Here is a 16697-nt window from a genome sequence, read left to right on the forward strand (position 1 = left end):
GCAGCTTCTTGGGGATTTTTGCCGTCATCTTGTCGGCATCGGCTGCTCAAGCCGATGAAAAGCGCCAATAAAAACTACAGGTCTGCCAATGGCTGCTTACGAAATAATCATTGCCGATGATCACCCGCTTTTTCGCAGTGCACTTCAACAAGCGCTCACCATGGGACTTGGGGAGAACGTGCGTCTGGTGGAGGCGGCCAGCATCGCCGAGCTGGAAGGCTTTCTGAACCAGGGCGCCGACTGGGATCTGGTTCTGCTGGATCTGAACATGCCGGGAGCCTATGGGTTTTCCGGTTTGGTGCTGCTGAGGGGGCAGTACCCGCATCTGCCGGTGGTGATGATCTCCGCCCAGGAAGACGCTGCGGTCGTCGCGCGGTCGCGCGAGTTCGGTGCCAGTGGTTTCATTCCCAAGTCCAGCTCTCTGGAAACCATTCAGGAAGCGGTGCGCGCAGTGCTGGACGGTGACGTCTGGTGGCCAACCAACATTCAAGACGTAGCCAACGTCAGTGACGAAGCGAAGGCTGCCAGTGCCGGTCTGGCCAGTCTGACGCCGCAGCAGTTTCGCGTCCTGACGATGGTTTGCGATGGGCTGCTGAACAAGCAGATTGCCTACGAACTTAGCGTGTCGGAGGCAACCATCAAGGCACACGTGACCGCCATCTTTCGCAAGTTGGGTGTACGCACGCGCACCCAGGCAGCGTTACTGCTGCAACAGATGGGATCCATTCCGACCAGTTGAATGGATGCCGCGTCGCGAGGCGCGGCATTCAGGCGATAGATGGCAGTTGAATCTGATCGCTGCGACGCACGCCTGAGGTCAGCGCCCGGCATTGCTCGACGAACTCGAGCATGGCGGCCGTCTGGTACTTGTGCGAGTGCCAGATGAAATAGAACTGGCGGCGCAGATCCAGCTCCGGTGTTGCTACCGGCACCAGGCTGCCGCGTCGAAACGCGTCGCGCAGTGCCAATCGGGAAATACAGCCAATACCAAGCCCGGATTCTACCGCGCGCTTGATGGCTTCGGTGTGTTCCAGCTCCAGCCGCACGTTCAGCTTGCCCGGCCTATGTCGCACGGCCTGTTCGAAGGTCATGCGCGTGCCGGAGCCCTGCTCACGAAGAATCCAGGCTTCATTGGTTAGCTCTTCCAAGTCCACCGCCTCGCGCCCCGCCAGCGGATGTTGCGGCGCGCAGAATACTACCAGCTCGTCCTCGATCCACGGTTGGACTTCTAGATCCGGGTGTTGGCAATCGCCTTCGATCAAACCCAGATCAAGTTCATGCTGTGCGATCTGATGCACGATGTGCGCAGTGTTGTGAACGTGAAGCTTCACCCGGCACTCCGGGTGGCGCTGCATGAAGCTGCCAATCAGCAGCGTCGCGAGGTAGTTGCCGATGGTAAGCGTCGCGCCCACCGCTAGCGAACCAAAGCCGCTTTTGCCGTTTAGCAGGTCCTCTATAGCCCTCGCTTGATCGAGCAGAGCGACCGCTTGTGGCAGCAATTGCTGCCCGAGTGAATTCAGGCTGAGTCGTTTGCCGGCACGGTCGAAGAGCTGGCATCCGGACTGGCGCTCCAGTTCAGCGAGTGAGGTGCTGGTGGCGGATTGGGACAGCGACAGGCTTTCGGCGGCGCGAGACACACTTTCCTGGCGGGCAACGGCAGCGAATACTTCGATCTGGCGGAGAGTGAAATGCATATCTATATAACCGATAACCTATATCTTTATTATCCAGTTAACGAATAAAGCAGCTATCGCTAGACTGCCGAAACGAAACGACATCCGTCGCAGATCATGAGGAATTCGTAGCATGAGCAACCTGAACGTAGAGCGCGTTCTCAGTGTGCACCATTGGAACGACACGCTGTTCAGCTTCAAGACCACCCGCAATGCAGGGCTGCGATTCGAGAACGGTCAGTTCGTCATGATAGGTCTGGAGGTCGAGGGGCGGCCACTCATGCGCGCCTATAGCATCGCCAGCCCGAACTACGAAGAGTATCTGGAGTTCTTCAGCATCAAAGTGCAGAACGGCCCGCTCACCTCCCGACTGCAGCACCTGCAGGAAGGCGATCAGATCATGGTCAGCCGCAAGCCCACCGGAACACTGGTGCTTGACGACCTGTTGCCAGGCAAACACTTATATCTGCTGAGCACCGGCACTGGCCTGGCGCCTTTCATGAGTGTTATCCAGGATCCGGAAACCTACGAGCGTTTCGAAAAGATCGTGCTTGTGCATGGTGTCCGCTACGTCAACGAGGTTGCTTACCGCGAGTTCATCACCGAACACCTTCCGCAGAATGAATTCTTTGGCGAGGCGGTAAAAGAAAAACTGATCTACTACCCGACCGTGACGCGCGAACCCTTCGAGAATCAGGGGCGCCTGACCGAGCTGATGCGCAGCGGCAAGCTGTTTCGGGACATCGGCCTGCCGCCACTCAATCCTCAGGATGACCGCGCGATGATCTGTGGCAGTCCTAGCATGTTGGATGAAACCAGTCAGGTGCTGGACACCTTTGGTCTCAGCGTGTCGCCACGCATGGGCGACCCGGGGCACTACCTGATCGAGCGGGCATTCGTCGAAAAGTAAGGTTTCGCAGGCACTGCCGCGGCGCCACGGCCGCGGTTATCGCTGTTTGAGATCGCTGTATCAGACATAGGCGGCGCAACATCTCTTGAACTTCGAGCCGCTTCCGCAAGGGCAGGGGTCGTTACGCCCCGCTTTGAGCGGTACCGTCGGGTCGATGAAATACCATCGGCCATCACGTTGAACAAAGGCGGAGCGCTCCTGATGGGTGTGCTCGCCTGCCTGGTCGTGCCAGCGTGCAGTGAAGGTTACCAGTGCATGCTCGGGCTTACCGCCAAGTACCGTGCTTTCGTTCACCTCCAGCCCTAGCCAGGTGCTGTCCAGACTCCAGCGCCGCATCTCTTCTACGTCCAGCGCTGCCTGTTGCGTCGGCAGCGTCGTTGCCTGCAGATAATCGACCAGACCCAAAACGTAGGCGCTGTAGCGTGAGCGCATCAGTAGTTCGGCGCTGGGAGCGGGCGTACCCGCATGATAACGACCGCAGCACTGACCAAGTGCATTACCGCTGCCGCAAGGGCAATTGAGCTCGAGTGGTTGTTGTTCGTTCATGTCACCACCAGTACTTGCCGAACATCTCGGGGTTTGCCCAGAACCTTGCGTTCAACCAGTCTGGAACCTGCTTGTATTGGAGCAGGTCGTAGGTGAAGAGCGTCAAGGTCTGTCCGTCGCGCTGAAAGCGTTCGCTGACTTGTAGCGCCAGTGCGTAAAACTCGGTGGTTTGCCATTCGCTCGCGTCGAGATCCACGAGTACAGCCATGCGGCTGGCATTCAGATTTCGAACGCTGCCAAGCAGTTCCAGAGCCTCACGTTTGGGCAAATGCTCCAGACAGTCGACGAACAGGGCCAAATCGTAGCGTTGCGAGGCCAGCTTTTCCGGCAGAGGTGCTGCATCGGCGCGATCAAGCTGGTACTCCGGATGACATTCGGCGTAAGCAGCCAGAGCAGGTTGGTCACTGCGCCCCACGTGCAGAATATGCTGCGGGGCATAGTGTTCCAGCATCGCCGCTAGCGCTTGCTGCGGTGTATGCAGTGCAGGGTTTTCAGTCAATCGAGAATCCTCGTTTCAAAGGTGAAGACTAGCGCGGTGCCGTTTGTCGGCCTAGTCTGAGAGTAACCGGAGCCGCCCCGATTCCCATACGGGGCGCTTTGGCTGAATTTCACACTGGAGGTTTTGATCGATGAGTACCTTACGGACAGCAGTACCCGTTATTGTCATGACCACGTTCCTGGCGGGTTGTGCAGGCGTGCAGAAGCAGGATTGGCCGACATGTGCGGCGGTGGGTGGTGTGACCGGTGCCGCGCTTGGCGCCATTGAAAGCAGCTCCTACGCTGGTTGGGGCGCGCTGATCGGTGGCGGTGTAGCAGCCGCCTATTGTTGGGCCAATGGAACAGAGGAAGAAACCGTCGCGATGGTCGAAACCGTCGAGCCCATGCCTCAGTCTCAGCCGGAACCCGAGCCTGCCGCGGAGGCGGTGCGCGTCGAGCTGGATGTTAAATTCGACTTTGATCGCGACGTAGTCAAGCAGGACAGCTACGGTGACATCCAGAACCTGGCCGACTTCATGAAGGAATACCGCCAGACTACAACCGTACTTGAAGGCCACACCGACTCGGTGGGTACGGATGCTTATAACCAGCGTCTTTCCGAGCGTCGCGCCAATGCGGTTCGCAATGTATTGGTCGATCAGTACGGCGTTGAGAGCGGTCGGGTGAATGCGGTTGGCTACGGGGAATCTCGCCCGGTGGCCGATAACGCCACAGAAGAAGGTCGCGCTATCAACCGTCGCGTAGAGGCCGAAGTCGAAGCTCGTCCTTAAGCAGCGGCGAGTAGCACCAAGCCGGGCCTCGTGCCCGGCTGTTTCATTTCAAGGCCATTCAAAACAGCGGGCGCGCGCTGGCCAAACCAACCACCAGCAGGCCCAGCAGCAGATTGACGCCCACCAACTGGCGAATTTTCCCCAGCACTGCACCACCATCCGGCCATTGCTCAGCAGCCACGGCACGCTTGAGTACAGGCAATTGCAGTAGCTGAATGCGTAGAAATAGCGCCAGCATCACCAGATACAGGCCGGTCATGATATGGACGTAGCGTGGTGCGCTTTCCAGTACGCCGAATTTCATATGCCACATACCGACCCCGCTCAGCGGCAGTATCAGCACTGCAATCCAAACCCAGACGAAAAAGCGGCCAAACACATCCGTCCAGAGCTTTAGTCGCTCCGGCGGTTGAAGCATTGCCACAGCTGCCGGGCGCAGGACCATCCAGGCGAAGAACATGCCGCCGACCCAGATCGTCGCGGCGAGAACGTGCAACGCATAAAGCAAGGCGAAGGGCGTCATGGGCAAATCTCCGGTGGCGGTTGAGCGAACGCGCGCTATCATAGCCGCCCCATTGAAATACTGAAAATATATACAGCTCCGCGCCCATGCTCAGCACCGAACTTAAGTCCCAGATCCAGGGCGCCTACACTCGCTTCCTCGAAGCCAAAGGGCTCAGGGCTCGCTATGGCCAGCGCCTGATGATCGCCGAGGTGGCCAAGGTGCTGGGCACTATCAAGACCGACGATGAAGGGCGCCGCGATAGCGAACCAGCCGTGGTCGCGGTCGAGGCCGGTACTGGTACCGGTAAGACCGTCGCTTACAGCCTTGCTGCAATTCCTACGGCCAAGGCAGCCGGCAAGCGCCTGGTTATCGCCACGGCGACCGTCGCCTTGCAGGAACAGATTGTGTACAAGGACCTGCCGGACCTGATGCGCAATAGCGGCCTGAATTTCAGTTTCGCCTTGGCCAAGGGGCGCGGCCGCTACCTGTGTCTGTCCAAGCTGGACCTGTTGTTGCAAGAAGGCCAGGCGCAAAGCGCCACCGCACAGTTATTCGAAGAAGAAGGTTTTCGCATCGAGGTCGATGAGCGCAGCCAGAAGCTGTTCACCAGCATGATCGAGAAGTTGGCTGGTAATCGCTGGGATGGTGATCGCGACAGCTGGCCCGAGGAATTGGGAGACACCGACTGGTCCCAACTGACCACCGATCATAGTCAGTGCACGGGCCGGCACTGCCCCAATTTTCAGCAGTGCGCATTCTATAAAGCGCGTGAGGGCATGACCAAGGTCGACGTTATCGTCACCAACCATGACATGGTGCTGGCCGACCTTGCGCTCGGCGGGGGAGCCGTACTGCCCGATCCGCGTGACACGATTTACGTTTTCGACGAAGGCCATCATCTGCCGGACAAGGCTATCGGGCATTTCGCGCATTTCACGCGGCTGCGTTCCACGGCGGACTGGCTCGGGCAGGTCGAAAAGAACCTGACCAAGCTGCTTGCCCAGCACCCATTACCTGGCGAGCTCGGCCGACTGGTCGAAGGCATTCCCGAACTCGCACGCGATCTGCGTACCCAGCAGCAATTCATGTTCAGCGCTTGCGAGCAGTTGGCTGACTTCAAAGCAGGCGAAGACATGGAGGGTCGTGAGCGGCCGCGCCATCGCTTCGTGGGCGGTGTGGTGCCCGAGCACCTGATCGAGTTGGGCACCGAGCTGAAGAAGGGCTTTTCCAAGCTGACCGACCTGTTCAGCCGTATCGCCGAGCTGCTCAAGGAAGCGATGGATGGGGAAACTGGCGGCGGGATCGCCAGCCATCAGGCTGAAGAGTGGTACCCACTGTTTGGTAGTCTGCTGACTCGCTCGCAGGGCAACTGGGACTTGTGGACCGCGTTTACTGTTGAGGATCCGGAAGACAGTCCACCAATGGCACGTTGGCTGACGTTGGCAGAGGGTGGCGCGCTGTTCGATATCGAGGTCAATGCCAGCCCTATCCTTGCGGCGGAAACACTGCGGCGCAACCTTTGGAACGTTGCTTTCGGGGCGCTGGTAACCTCGGCGACGCTTACTGCACTGAACAGCTTTGACCGTTACCGGATGCGCGCCGGCTTGCCCAAGGCTGCGGTCACCGCCGTGGTACCGAGCCCGTTTCACCATGCTGATGCCGGTGTGCTCAGGGTTCCGGATTTGAAGGCTGATCCGCGCGATGCCGCCGCACATACGGCCGCCATCATCCGGGAGTTGCCGGCCCTGGTCGAGGGTTCGCGAGGAACACTGGTGTTGTTTTCCTCACGCAAACAGATGCAGGACGTATTCGATGGGCTCGAGCGTGACTGGCGGCGCAGGGTGCTCATTCAGGGCAATCTATCCAAGCAGGAAACCCTGAACAAGCACAAGGCGAGGGTGGATGATGGTGAGTCGAGTGTGCTGTTCGGGCTGGCCAGCTTCGCAGAAGGCGTCGATCTGCCAGGGGCATACTGCGAACATGTGGTGATTGCCAAGATTCCATTCGCCGTGCCGGACGACCCGGTGGAAGCGGCGTTGGCGGAATGGATCGAAGCGCGCGGTGGCAATCCCTTCATGGAAATCTCGGTGCCGGATGCGTCGCTTCGCCTGGTGCAGGCTTGTGGCCGACTGCTACGCACCGAGGAGGATAGGGGAACCATCACATTGCTTGATCGGCGGGTGGTGACCCAGCGATATGGCAAGGCGATTCTCAATGCCCTGCCGCCGTTTCGGCGTGAAATAGGCTAGTTGGCGCCGCCATCATTGAGTGCGATTAGCATCCATCAGCGCGTCGCTTAGCGGTTTCTTTGGCTGGCGGCGATTGCGAGAATGGCCGATACCGAATTCGAGGGGTGACAGCGTGCAGGTTCAGGGATTTTTCGATCTTCGCTTTGAAGCGGTTCGCGACGCGTTCAGCATACTGTTCGACGGAACTCAACAGCGCGGTGCTGCACTCTGCGTTCAGATCGGTGGCGAGACGGTCGTTGATCTCTGGGCAGGTGTTGCAGACAACCAAGGCGAGCACCTCTGGCAAAGCGACACGCTGGTCAATTTGTTTTCCTGCACCAAGACCTTCACCGCGTTAGCAGCGCTGCAGCTGGTGGAGGAGGGGAAGTTGCAGCTGGATGAGCCCATCGCACGTATCTGGCCGGAGTTCGCAGTTAACGGCAAAGCAGCAATCACCCTTCGACATTTGCTGTGCCACCGAGCCGGGTTGCCCGCGATACGCCAGTCGCTGGATGCGGAGGCGCTGTACGACTGGGCGAGCATGACCGATGCGCTGGCGGCAGAGCAGCCCTGGTGGGAGCCGGGGGCAGATCAGGGCTACGGCGCGATGACCTACGGCTGGCTGGTCGGAGAGCTGCTTCGCCGTCTCGATGGCTGCGATGCTGGAGCGTCGATCGTTCGACGCACGGCAGCGCCGCTCGGGTTGGACTTTCATATCGGTTTGGATGATAGCCAAGCCCACCGCGTCGCTTACCTTACTCGGACCAAGAACGACTTCGGCGATGCGTCTGCGCAGCGCCTGTTCAAAGCGCTGATGAGCGAGCCGGACTCCATTAGTGCCAGGGCTTTCAACAACCCGCCGTCCATCATGAGTAGCGGCAACAAGCCCGAATGGCGACGAATGGCGCAGCCGGCTGCCAACGGCCACGGTAATGCTCGCTCGATGGCAGGTTTCTATATGGGGCTATTGCAAGGCAAACTGCTGGATAAGGTCTTGTTAGGGGAAATGACGCGCGAACAAAGCGCTGGTGAAGATCGTACGCTGTTGGCCTCTACCCGCTTCGGACTGGGATGTTGGCTGGATCAGCCGGACGTGGCCAACGCCACCTTTGGCATAGGAGAGCGGACGTTCGGCCATCCCGGTGCTGGCGGCAGTATCGGTTTTGCTGATCCTGATCGAGAGCTGGCATTCGGCTTTGTGACCAATACCCTTGGCCCGTACGTGTTAATGGATCCGCGTGCGCAATCGTTGGCCCGTTGCGTTGCCGCATGCCTGCGTTGAACCACTCGTCACTTCTGGGCGCACAGGCTTTTCAAAAGAAGGACTTGCGTCCACAATTTCAACTCGAACTCAATAGTGGCCCATCACCTTGATGGTCGCACCCTCCTAGAATGCTTCTGGTTGACGGAACCTTGCTCATGAACCTGCTGAAGAGCGCCTCCCTGATTTTCTGCATGATGGTCGTTGCCGGCTGTAGCTCGAAGAGCGAGAAGCCGAGTGAGGTGGCAGCCCCGACTGCGGTCAAGGTTGATTCTGCCTGGCTTGATGAGTATGAACCGCAACTGCGCGATGCCCTCGTGGGTAGTCGTTTCGAAGTGGAGCGTCGTGACAGCGTGCTTGTCGTGACAGCTCCGGTGGACTCTTCCTTCAATCCGGATCGTCCTGGCATGCTGCTGCCGGTCACCCTTGGGCCGATCACTCGTGTAGCCAAGCTGGTCGAAAAGGATGACAAGACTGCAGTGGTCGTGCTCGGTCATGCCGATAGTACCGGCCCTGAAGACAACAATCGCACCATCAGTCGCGAACGCGCCGGTGCGGTGGCGGCCATTTTCCGTCTCAGTGGCCTCAAGCACGACCGCTTGCGTATTCGCGGCCTGGGCTCCGACATGCCACGTGCGGCGAATGACAGCGTGGAAGGCCGTGCGCTCAATCGCCGGGTCGAGATGGTGCTTGCGCCGCAAACGACGATGTTGGCGCTGATTGCCAAATATGAGCAGCCTGCACCGCCAGCAACTCAGGTAGCGCAAGCTGAAGTTGCCAAGTAGCCCGCTGGGCGCGACACAGACAGGCCCGCATGCGGGCCTGTTTTCGTTGAGCATGGTTGCCTTGAATCAAGCGCAACGAGCGTGAACGCAGCTACTCTTTGCCTCCGCAGGTCTGCTCGGCGCCCTGTTGCGAGGCGCTTGGCAAGCTGAAGGCCTGCCTATTCCATGACGAGGAGCCATGCGATGATCCAGACTCTGGCCGATATGCGCCGTGATTACACCCGTGACGGCCTCAGTGAGGCCAATGCTCCCACTGAGCCGTTCGGTCTGTTCCATCAGTGGTTCACTGAGGCGACTAAGACAGAACAGGCACCTGTGGAGCCTAATGCGATGACCCTGGCGACGGTTGACGCAGAGGGTCGTCCCCATTGCCGAGTCCTTCTGCTCAAGGCGCTGGACGAGCGTGGCTTTACCTTCTTCACCAACTACGACAGTGCCAAGGGCGAGCAACTCGAGGGAACACCGTATGCGGCCATGACATTTTTCTGGCCGACGCTTGAGCGCCAGGTGCGTATCGAAGGGCGTGTGGAGAAGGTGACGCAGGGTGAGTCGGATGCCTATTTCCAGGTGCGTCCGTTAGGGAGTCGCCTTGGTGCCTGGGCATCACCACAAAGCCGAGTGATTCGGGACAGGGCAGAGTTGGAGCGTTTGCTCGCAGAAACGGAGCAGCGATTCCTCGACAAAGCACCACACTGCCCACCGCACTGGGGGGGCTATCGCTTGCTACCGGAACGCATCGAGTTCTGGCAAGGGCGGGCCAGCCGTCTGCATGATCGACTCGACTATCGCCTGGTTGCCAACAGCTGGCAGCGAGAGCGCCTCGCGCCCTAACCAAGTGCCGTCCTATGGCCGGGGTAGTGTCGCTCGTTCGGCGGTTCGCTCCCCGGCGCCTAAACGCTCGTTTCGGGTTCGATTGGATGCGGGTTGATCCGCCTCAAAGGTCGGTACGAGTCAGCGATCTGCTGTAACCTGCAGCCGTAGGTAGCGACCTAGCGATGGCTGTTTTAGCGTCCTTATAGTCAAGGCAGGCATTAATGCGCCAAGACGACTGATGAGCACAGGAGCGTCACCCTTCCGGGTAATTCTGTACCTGTTGTTCCAGCCAGCCCTGCAGATCTTGGCGTTTTATTTTCCGCGCTTTCGCCTCGGCAAGCCGTTGTAACATCCAGCTACGTCTGTCTGGGTCGCTGCCGGCAATGGACAATGCAAGATCCCGATCACCCCAGCGTCGGATGCGTATGATCAGCCAAGCGTGAAAAGCAAGGCCTGCCACGGTGGTGACGACTATGATGAAGTAATCCATGGTTAGCCTCGCTGCAAGGAACCCGGGACGCCAGGTTCGACTCGCATATGTATGCTTCGGGGATGGTAAATGCTGAGTCAGGACAGCGAAGTTGCCAAGCGCTATTTCGTCGCTGGTGCTCGGCACCATCCACCCGAATGAAACAGTTGTCTCCAGGAGAATTTCAATGCGTAAGTCCATTTTTGTCGCATCCTTCACTGCCCTGGCGCTGACCTTGGGCGGCTGCGCCTCAAGTCTGACCGGAGATACCTACTCCAGAGATGAAGCGCGTGCTGTTCAAACCGTGCGGTATGGCACCATCGAGTCCCTTCGTCCGGTGAAGATCGAGGGAACCAAGACCCCGATCGGTACCGGTGCAGGCGCGGTTGTGGGCGGAGTGGCTGGCAGTGGCGTCGGCGGGGGGCGCGGTAGTGCGGTTGCCGCAGTCATCGGAGCGGTGGCCGGCGGGATGCTGGGCGCGGCGGCCGAGGAGGGGATCACCCGCACTCAGGGCGTAGAGATCACGGTGCGCGAGGACGACGGCAACATGCGCGCTTATGTGCAAGCGGTTGAGCCTAACCAGGTCTTCCGGGTTGGTCAGCGGGTTCGTATCATGACTGTCAGTGGCACCAGTCGCGTGGCGCCTTGATCATCGCCGTAGCTATCGCACACTGAAGTCAAGGCGCTGCCATCCGTTCCTATAAGGGTGCGGAGGCAGCGCCTTTTTGTTTTTGAAATACATGAATTCATGACGCCGGCATCATCCATATGGATAATCGGGCGCACATTTGTGTGCTGTTTCAGGCAGTTGCTGTGCCTGCAGGGATAAAAATGCCTCCGACTAGGTGGCCTAAGGGGTCTTGTTCATGGCGCTCGCGCTGATCATCGCTTTGCCATTTCTGGGCATCTTTCTGCCCTTGTTGCTCGAGCGCTTTGGTCGTTCGGCCTGCGCATTTGGCGCCGGGGTAGCGCCATTAACGGCGCTGGTTCTATTGCTCTCCAAGCGCGCCGAGGTCTTCGCCGGTGAGACGGAGATCATCCACTACAGCTGGTTGCCAGAGTTGGGGTTGAATATCAGCCTGCGTCTCGATGGCTTAGGCTTCCTGTTCGCTCTGTTGATCCTCGGCATTGGCCTGCTGGTCATTCTCTACGCGCGCTATTACCTGTCGAAGAAAGACCCGATGGGGCGCTTCTTCGGATTCTTCCTGTTGTTCATGGGCGCCATGCTAGGCGTAGTGCTATCCGAGAACCTGCTGCTGATGCTGATGTTCTGGGAGCTGACGAGTCTGTCGTCATTCCTGCTAATCGGCTATTGGAACCATCGGGCAGATGCTCGGCAGGGTGCTCGAATGGCGCTAGCCATCACCGGTGGCGGTGGTCTGGCGCTGCTTGCGGGAATTCTGTTGATCGGTCATATCGTCGGCAGCTTCGAGCTTACGGCAGTGCTGGCTTCGGGCGACCTGATTCGCGCCAACGCCCTATATCCGTTGACGTTGATTCTTGTGCTGCTTGGCGTGTTCACCAAGTCTGCGCAGTTTCCATTCCACTTCTGGTTGCCGCAGGCGATGGCCGCTCCCACGCCTGTGTCGGCGTTTCTGCATTCGGCGACCATGGTCAAGGCAGGAGTATTCCTGTTGGCTCGTCTGTATCCGGCGTTGGCGGATTCAGAGTGGTGGTTCTATCTGGTCAGCATCACTGGCTTGACCACCTTGCTGTTGGGCGCTGTGATGGCGTTGTTCCAGCACGATCTCAAAGGCCTGCTGGCCTATTCGACGATCAGTCACCTGGGATTGATCACTCTGCTGTTCGGGCTGGACTCTCGTTTGGCGGCCGTGGCAGCGATCTTTCACATCATCAATCATGCGACCTTCAAGGCCTCGTTGTTCATGGCCGCCGGGATCATCGATCACGAGACCGGGACTCGCGACATGCGGCGAATCAATGGCATGTGGAAGTACATGCCACACACCGCGGCGCTTGCCATGGTGGCATCCCTGGCAATGGCCGGTGTGCCACTGCTTAACGGTTTCCTGAGTAAGGAAATGTTCTTCGCCGAAACTCTCGATCAGCATCTGTTAGGCAGTTTCTACTGGACGATCCCGGCGGTGGCTACGCTTGCAAGCGCGTTCTCCGTGGCTTACTCGCTGCGCTTCGTGCACGACGTGTTCTTCAACGGCGAGCCAGTCGATCTACCCAAGTACCCGCCGCACGAACCGGCGCGCTACATGAAGATACCGGTAGAAATCCTCGTGCTGCTTTGTCTGCTGGTGGGCATGCTGCCCGCGCTTACAGTGGGGCCGTTGCTCGCGGCGGCAGTTTCCGGAACGCTGAATGGCAACGTGCCCGAATACAGCCTGGCTATCTGGCATGGTTTCAACCTGCCGCTGGCCATGAGTTTGGTGGCGCTGGTCGGTGGCATCTTGATTTACTCGATGCGCAAGTGGGCGTTCCGCTGGTACGAGGGTTTGCCTTCAGTTGATTCGCTGGAGGTGTTCGAGCGGATCATGGGCGGCCTTACTCTTGGGGCACGCTACATTACTGGGATGCTGGAAAACGGTTCGTTGCAACGCTACATCGCGTTGATGCTCATCAGCACGCTAGTGCTGGTGGTTTATGCGCTGACGCCGCTGGAAACCCTGCATGGCCCCGTGGCGCTGACACCACTGGACGGTATCACCGTTGCCGGCATGGCGATTCTCGCACTGACGTCGCTGCTTACCGTGCTGTTCCATCGTCGGCGTCTGGTGGCGCTTATCGTACTCAGCGTGGTCGGTTTGATGGTCGCGCTGGCATTCGCCCGCTATTCGGCCCCTGATCTAGCGCTGACCCAGCTATCGGTGGAGGTCGTGACGATCATCCTGCTGATCCTCGCGCTGTTCTTCATGCCCGACCGCACGCCGGCTGAGTCGAGCAGTTTGCGGGGTTTCCGTGATTTCCTGCTTGCCGGAGGGTGCGGCACCATGGTGGCGTTGCTCGCCTATACGGTGCTCACCCGCCCATATGACAGCATCGCCACGTACTTCCTTGAGAACAGCGTCTCTGGCGGCGGTGGCACTAACGTCGTGAACGTGATCCTGGTGGACTTCCGCGGATTCGATACCCTGGGTGAAATCGCGGTGCTGGCCATCGCTGGCGTAGGCATCTACGGGTTGCTCAACGGCCTGCGACTGCCTCACCCAATCCGGGACCCCGGCGGGCGGCTCTGGTCCGTAGACAAGCACCCGATGGTGCTGGATGCGCTAGCGCGCGCATTGCTGCCGATGGCGTTGCTGATATCTGCGTTCATTTTCCTTCGTGGGCACAACCTGCCAGGCGGTGGCTTCATCGCCGGCCTTATTACCGCCGTCGCGCTGATTCTTCAGTACATCGCGCACGGGGTCAGCTGGGCTCAGGCGCGCCAGCCACTGAGTTATCACTCCTTGTGCGGTGCCGGCTTACTGATTGCGGGAGCGACCGGGCTGGGTAGTTTGCTGTTCGGTCACCCGTTCCTCACGTCCGCATTCGACCATTTCCATTTGCCGCTCATTGGTGAGTTCGAGCTGGCCACTGCAATGCTGTTCGATCTGGGCGTTTATCTGGTGGTTGTGGGGGCGACGTTGCTGATCCTTTCCAATATCGGCCAGGTCCGGCAGGACGATTCCAACATGGAGGTGCTGTAATGGAGGCCGTATTTGCGGTTACGCTCGGGATCATGACGGCCAGCGGCGTCTATCTGCTTTTGCGCGCTCGGATCTTCCCGGTAGTGATGGGACTGACGCTGATCTCCTATGCAGTCAACTTGTTTATCTTTTCCATGGGGCGATTGGCTACAGGCGTTCCGGCGGTAATCGGCAAGAGCACTGAATATGGCGATCCGCTGCCCCAGGCTCTGGTGCTCACGGCTATCGTCATCGGCTTCGCAATGACCGCATTCGTGGTGGTATTGGCGTTGCGTAGCATTGGTGAGCTACGTACCGACCATGTAGATGGGCAGGAGCCGCGTATATGAACCATGCGTTGATCCTTCCCCTATTGCTGCCCTTGTTCGTGGGCGCGCTGCTGCTGCTTGGTCACCGGATGGGCAAACCAACCAAGCGCGTACTGTCGCTAGCGGCTACATGGTCGCTGGTCCCGATTGCAGCATGCCTGGTTCTGCTTGCTGATGATGGCCAGCTGCGTATCTACGCTCTGGGCAGCTGGCAGCCACCATTCGGCATCATCCTCATGCTCGATCGGTTGAGTGCGCTCATGCTGCTGGTGACGGCGGTGCTGGCAGGATTCGCGGCGTTGTACGCCTGTCGAGGTGATGATGAGCGTGGTCCTAATTTCCACGCGCTCTATCAGTTTCAGCTGCTCGGTATTAACGGTGCCTTTCTCACTGGCGATCTGTTCAACCTGTTTGTTTTCTTCGAGATCCTGCTGATTTCCTCATACGCCTTACTGCTGCATGGACATGGGCAGAGACGGGTGCGTTCGGGCATGCACTATGTGGTGTTGAACCTGCTTGGCTCATCGCTGTTCCTGATCGGTGTCAGCATGCTGTACGGCCTGTTGGGTACGTTGAATATTGCTGATATGGCGGCTCGGGTAAGCGCCGCCGACCCGGCTGATGCGCCGTTGCTCGCCGCCGCGGGCTACCTGCTGTTGGTCGTCTTTGCTTTGAAGGGCGCGATCCTGCCGCTTTACTTCTGGCTGCCTCGGGCCTACGCATCGGCCACGGCCCCGGTTGCCGCGCTGTTCGCGATCATGACCAAGGTCGGGCTGTACGCAATCATCCGGGTATTTACGCTGGTGTTTGGCAGCGAGGCGGGGGAGCTGAGCCACATGGTTGAGTTCTGGCTATGGCCGCTGGCGTTGCTAACGCTGGGCGCCGCTGTAGTAGGTGCCCTGGCTGCGCGTAACTTGCAGGTGCTGCTGGCGTACCTGGTTGTGGTTTCAGTGGGCACGCTGCTGGCGGGCGTAGCGCTAGGCACCGAGGTAGGCCTGGCAGCAGCGCTGTATTACTTGGTGCACAGTACGCTGGTTGCAGGTGGACTTTTCCTGCTGGCGGATCTGATCGCGCGCCAGCGTGGCGATCTAGGGACCGATCTGATATCTGCACCCGCATTGCGGCAGCCGTTAATGCTCGGATCGCTGTTCTTCGTTGGGGCGATTTCCGTCGCCGGCTTACCGCCGTTCTCTGGTTTTCTTGGCAAGGTAATGCTGTTGCGTGCCATCGAACTGGGCCCTGAAGCGATTGCGCTGTGGGCTGTGGTTTTGGTTGGTGGGTTGGGCATGCTGATCGCATTGAGTCGCGCCGGCAGCTTGGTATTCTGGCGTTCCTCCTCGGAGGCGACCGGGCGGGTGGCCGATCCGATTCGTGTCATCGCAACAGTCGGCCTGCTTCTCGGTAGCGTGGTCCTGGTGGCTGCGGCTGGGCCTTTGCAGGAGTTCATGCAGGCTACTGCTGCGCAGTTGCTGGATGTCGCACCCTATCTGCAGATTATTCAGGGAGGTGCGGCATGAGGGCGCGTTGGTTACCAAGTCCTGCGCTGACAGTGTTCCTGGCGCTGCTTTGGCTGTTGCTTCATAACACGCTCAGTTTCGGACAGGTTCTGCTCGGGCTTTTCCTTGGCTGGGGCATTCCGCTTCTTGTTCGCGGCTTCCTCATCGAGGTACCGCGCATACGTAAGCCGCTTAAGCTCTGCCTGTTCACGCTCAAAGTGATCTATGACATCGTCGTGGCTAATGTGCAGGTCGCCAAGCTGGTGCTTGGGCCTAAGAAGAGCCTGCGGCCAGCGTTCATCGAGGTGCCCATGGCGATCGAGAACGAGTTTGCTCTGGCGACTCTCACAAGCATCATCTCGCTGACGCCTGGCACGGTGTCGGCCTGCCTGAGTCAGGATCGCCGAATGCTGATGGTGCATGCGCTGGATGCGCCAGATGTTGATGCGCTGATCGCTGACGTCAAACGTAATTATGAAGCGCCGCTGTTGGAGATCTTCGAATGCTCGCCTACGTGATTCCGCTCTGCATGGCCGTGCTCGGGTTGGCGGCTGTGTTGAACGTGGTGCGCCTGGTCCAGGGACCGGACATGCCTGATCGAGTGCTCGCGCTCGATACGCTCTACATCAATGCGCTCGCCCTCATCGTGTTGTTCGGCATATGGCTCGCCTCGGATTTGTTTTTCGAGGCCGCATTGCTGATTGCCGTTATGGGCTTCGTCAGTACCGTGGCAGTGGGCAAACACCTTCTGCACGGCGACATCATCGATTGAGGGG

At 59.1% G+C, this 16697-nt stretch carries 18 protein-coding genes; 13 read left to right on the forward strand and 5 right to left on the reverse strand.

Going from position 1 to position 16697, the window contains the following annotated elements; genetic code table 11:
* The first annotated feature begins 88 nt into the window (after positions 1 to 88).
* Positions 89 to 739 carry a response regulator transcription factor ErdR gene (gene erdR, locus CXK91_RS14085; protein ID WP_103456747.1) on the forward strand — a complete coding sequence of 217 codons (651 nt, stop codon included), beginning with the start codon at positions 89 to 91 and terminating at the stop codon, positions 737 to 739.
* A gap of 28 nt (positions 740 to 767) precedes the next feature.
* On the opposite strand, the gene CXK91_RS14090 is transcribed toward erdR, so the two are convergent.
* Complete coding sequence (locus tag CXK91_RS14090; RefSeq protein WP_103456748.1) at positions 768 to 1694, reverse strand: LysR family transcriptional regulator; 927 nt, start codon at positions 1692 to 1694, stop codon at positions 768 to 770.
* 112 nt (positions 1695 to 1806) lie between these two features.
* Here CXK91_RS14090 and fpr point away from each other — a divergent pair, with 112 nt between their 5' ends.
* Entirely contained in the window at positions 1807 to 2583 is a 777-nt protein-coding gene (gene fpr / locus CXK91_RS14095) for a ferredoxin-NADP reductase (protein WP_103456749.1), read from the forward strand.
* Positions 2584 to 2643: 60 nt separating this feature from the next.
* Here the strand turns inward: fpr and CXK91_RS14100 are convergent, their stop codons facing one another.
* Together CXK91_RS14100 and CXK91_RS14105 are read right to left on the reverse strand one after the other, a co-directional pair.
* Positions 2644 to 3129, reverse strand: coding sequence for a YchJ family protein (locus tag CXK91_RS14100; protein ID WP_103456750.1), 486 nt, complete (start codon positions 3127 to 3129; stop codon positions 2644 to 2646).
* A gap of 1 nt (position 3130) precedes the next feature.
* The gene (locus CXK91_RS14105; RefSeq protein WP_103456751.1) at positions 3131 to 3628 is read right to left on the reverse strand and encodes a DUF6231 family protein; all 498 of its coding nucleotides are present in this window, start codon (positions 3626 to 3628) and stop codon (positions 3131 to 3133) included.
* Between the two features lie 166 nt (positions 3629 to 3794).
* Between CXK91_RS14105 and CXK91_RS14110 the strand changes: the two genes are divergently transcribed.
* A complete protein-coding gene (locus CXK91_RS14110; protein WP_103456752.1) occupies positions 3795 to 4397 on the forward strand; it encodes an OmpA family protein in 603 nt (200 codons plus the stop codon).
* A gap of 58 nt (positions 4398 to 4455) precedes the next feature.
* Here the strand turns inward: CXK91_RS14110 and CXK91_RS14115 are convergent, their stop codons facing one another.
* Positions 4456 to 4920, reverse strand: a complete 465-nt coding sequence (locus CXK91_RS14115) for a CopD family protein (RefSeq protein WP_103456753.1) — start codon at positions 4918 to 4920, stop codon at positions 4456 to 4458.
* Positions 4921 to 5006: 86 nt separating this feature from the next.
* Between CXK91_RS14115 and dinG the strand changes: the two genes are divergently transcribed.
* From dinG to pdxH, 4 genes are all read left to right on the forward strand, one after another.
* Positions 5007 to 7151 carry an ATP-dependent DNA helicase DinG gene (gene dinG / locus CXK91_RS14120; RefSeq protein ID WP_103456754.1) on the forward strand — a complete coding sequence of 715 codons (2145 nt, stop codon included), beginning with the start codon at positions 5007 to 5009 and terminating at the stop codon, positions 7149 to 7151.
* Between the two features lie 112 nt (positions 7152 to 7263).
* Entirely contained in the window at positions 7264 to 8412 is a 1149-nt protein-coding gene (locus CXK91_RS14125) for a serine hydrolase domain-containing protein (protein ID WP_103456755.1), read from the forward strand.
* 137 nt (positions 8413 to 8549) lie between these two features.
* A complete protein-coding gene (locus tag CXK91_RS14130; RefSeq protein ID WP_103456756.1) occupies positions 8550 to 9176 on the forward strand; it encodes an OmpA family protein in 627 nt (208 codons plus the stop codon).
* A gap of 183 nt (positions 9177 to 9359) precedes the next feature.
* Positions 9360 to 10007 (forward strand): pyridoxamine 5'-phosphate oxidase, encoded by a 648-nt coding sequence (gene pdxH, locus CXK91_RS14135; protein ID WP_103456757.1) that lies wholly within the window; start codon positions 9360 to 9362, stop codon positions 10005 to 10007.
* Positions 10008 to 10242: 235 nt separating this feature from the next.
* On the opposite strand, the gene CXK91_RS14140 is transcribed toward pdxH, so the two are convergent.
* Complete coding sequence (locus tag CXK91_RS14140; RefSeq protein ID WP_103456905.1) at positions 10243 to 10479, reverse strand: hypothetical protein; 237 nt, start codon at positions 10477 to 10479, stop codon at positions 10243 to 10245.
* Between the two features lie 166 nt (positions 10480 to 10645).
* Here CXK91_RS14140 and CXK91_RS14145 point away from each other — a divergent pair, with 166 nt between their 5' ends.
* From CXK91_RS14145 to CXK91_RS14170, 6 genes are all read left to right on the forward strand, one after another.
* Complete coding sequence (locus tag CXK91_RS14145) at positions 10646 to 11107, forward strand: glycine zipper 2TM domain-containing protein (RefSeq protein ID WP_103456758.1); 462 nt, start codon at positions 10646 to 10648, stop codon at positions 11105 to 11107.
* 217 nt (positions 11108 to 11324) lie between these two features.
* Positions 11325 to 14117, forward strand: coding sequence for a monovalent cation/H+ antiporter subunit A (locus tag CXK91_RS14150; protein ID WP_103456759.1), 2793 nt, complete (start codon positions 11325 to 11327; stop codon positions 14115 to 14117).
* Complete coding sequence (locus CXK91_RS14155) at positions 14117 to 14446, forward strand: Na+/H+ antiporter subunit C (RefSeq protein WP_103456760.1); 330 nt, start codon at positions 14117 to 14119, stop codon at positions 14444 to 14446. Before CXK91_RS14150 ends, CXK91_RS14155 begins: the two co-directional genes overlap by 1 nt.
* A complete protein-coding gene (locus CXK91_RS14160; RefSeq protein ID WP_103456761.1) occupies positions 14443 to 15942 on the forward strand; it encodes a monovalent cation/H+ antiporter subunit D in 1500 nt (499 codons plus the stop codon). Before CXK91_RS14155 ends, CXK91_RS14160 begins: the two co-directional genes overlap by 4 nt.
* Positions 15939 to 16439 carry a Na+/H+ antiporter subunit E gene (locus tag CXK91_RS14165; RefSeq protein ID WP_003285749.1) on the forward strand — a complete coding sequence of 167 codons (501 nt, stop codon included), beginning with the start codon at positions 15939 to 15941 and terminating at the stop codon, positions 16437 to 16439. Before CXK91_RS14160 ends, CXK91_RS14165 begins: the two co-directional genes overlap by 4 nt.
* Positions 16424 to 16693 carry a K+/H+ antiporter subunit F gene (locus tag CXK91_RS14170; protein WP_103456762.1) on the forward strand — a complete coding sequence of 90 codons (270 nt, stop codon included), beginning with the start codon at positions 16424 to 16426 and terminating at the stop codon, positions 16691 to 16693. The genes CXK91_RS14165 and CXK91_RS14170 overlap by 16 nt, the downstream gene beginning before the upstream one ends.
* Positions 16694 to 16697: the final 4 nt, after the last annotated feature.

The organism is Stutzerimonas stutzeri, assembly GCF_002909485.1.
Classification (GTDB): domain Bacteria; phylum Pseudomonadota; class Gammaproteobacteria; order Pseudomonadales; family Pseudomonadaceae; genus Stutzerimonas; species Stutzerimonas stutzeri_AH.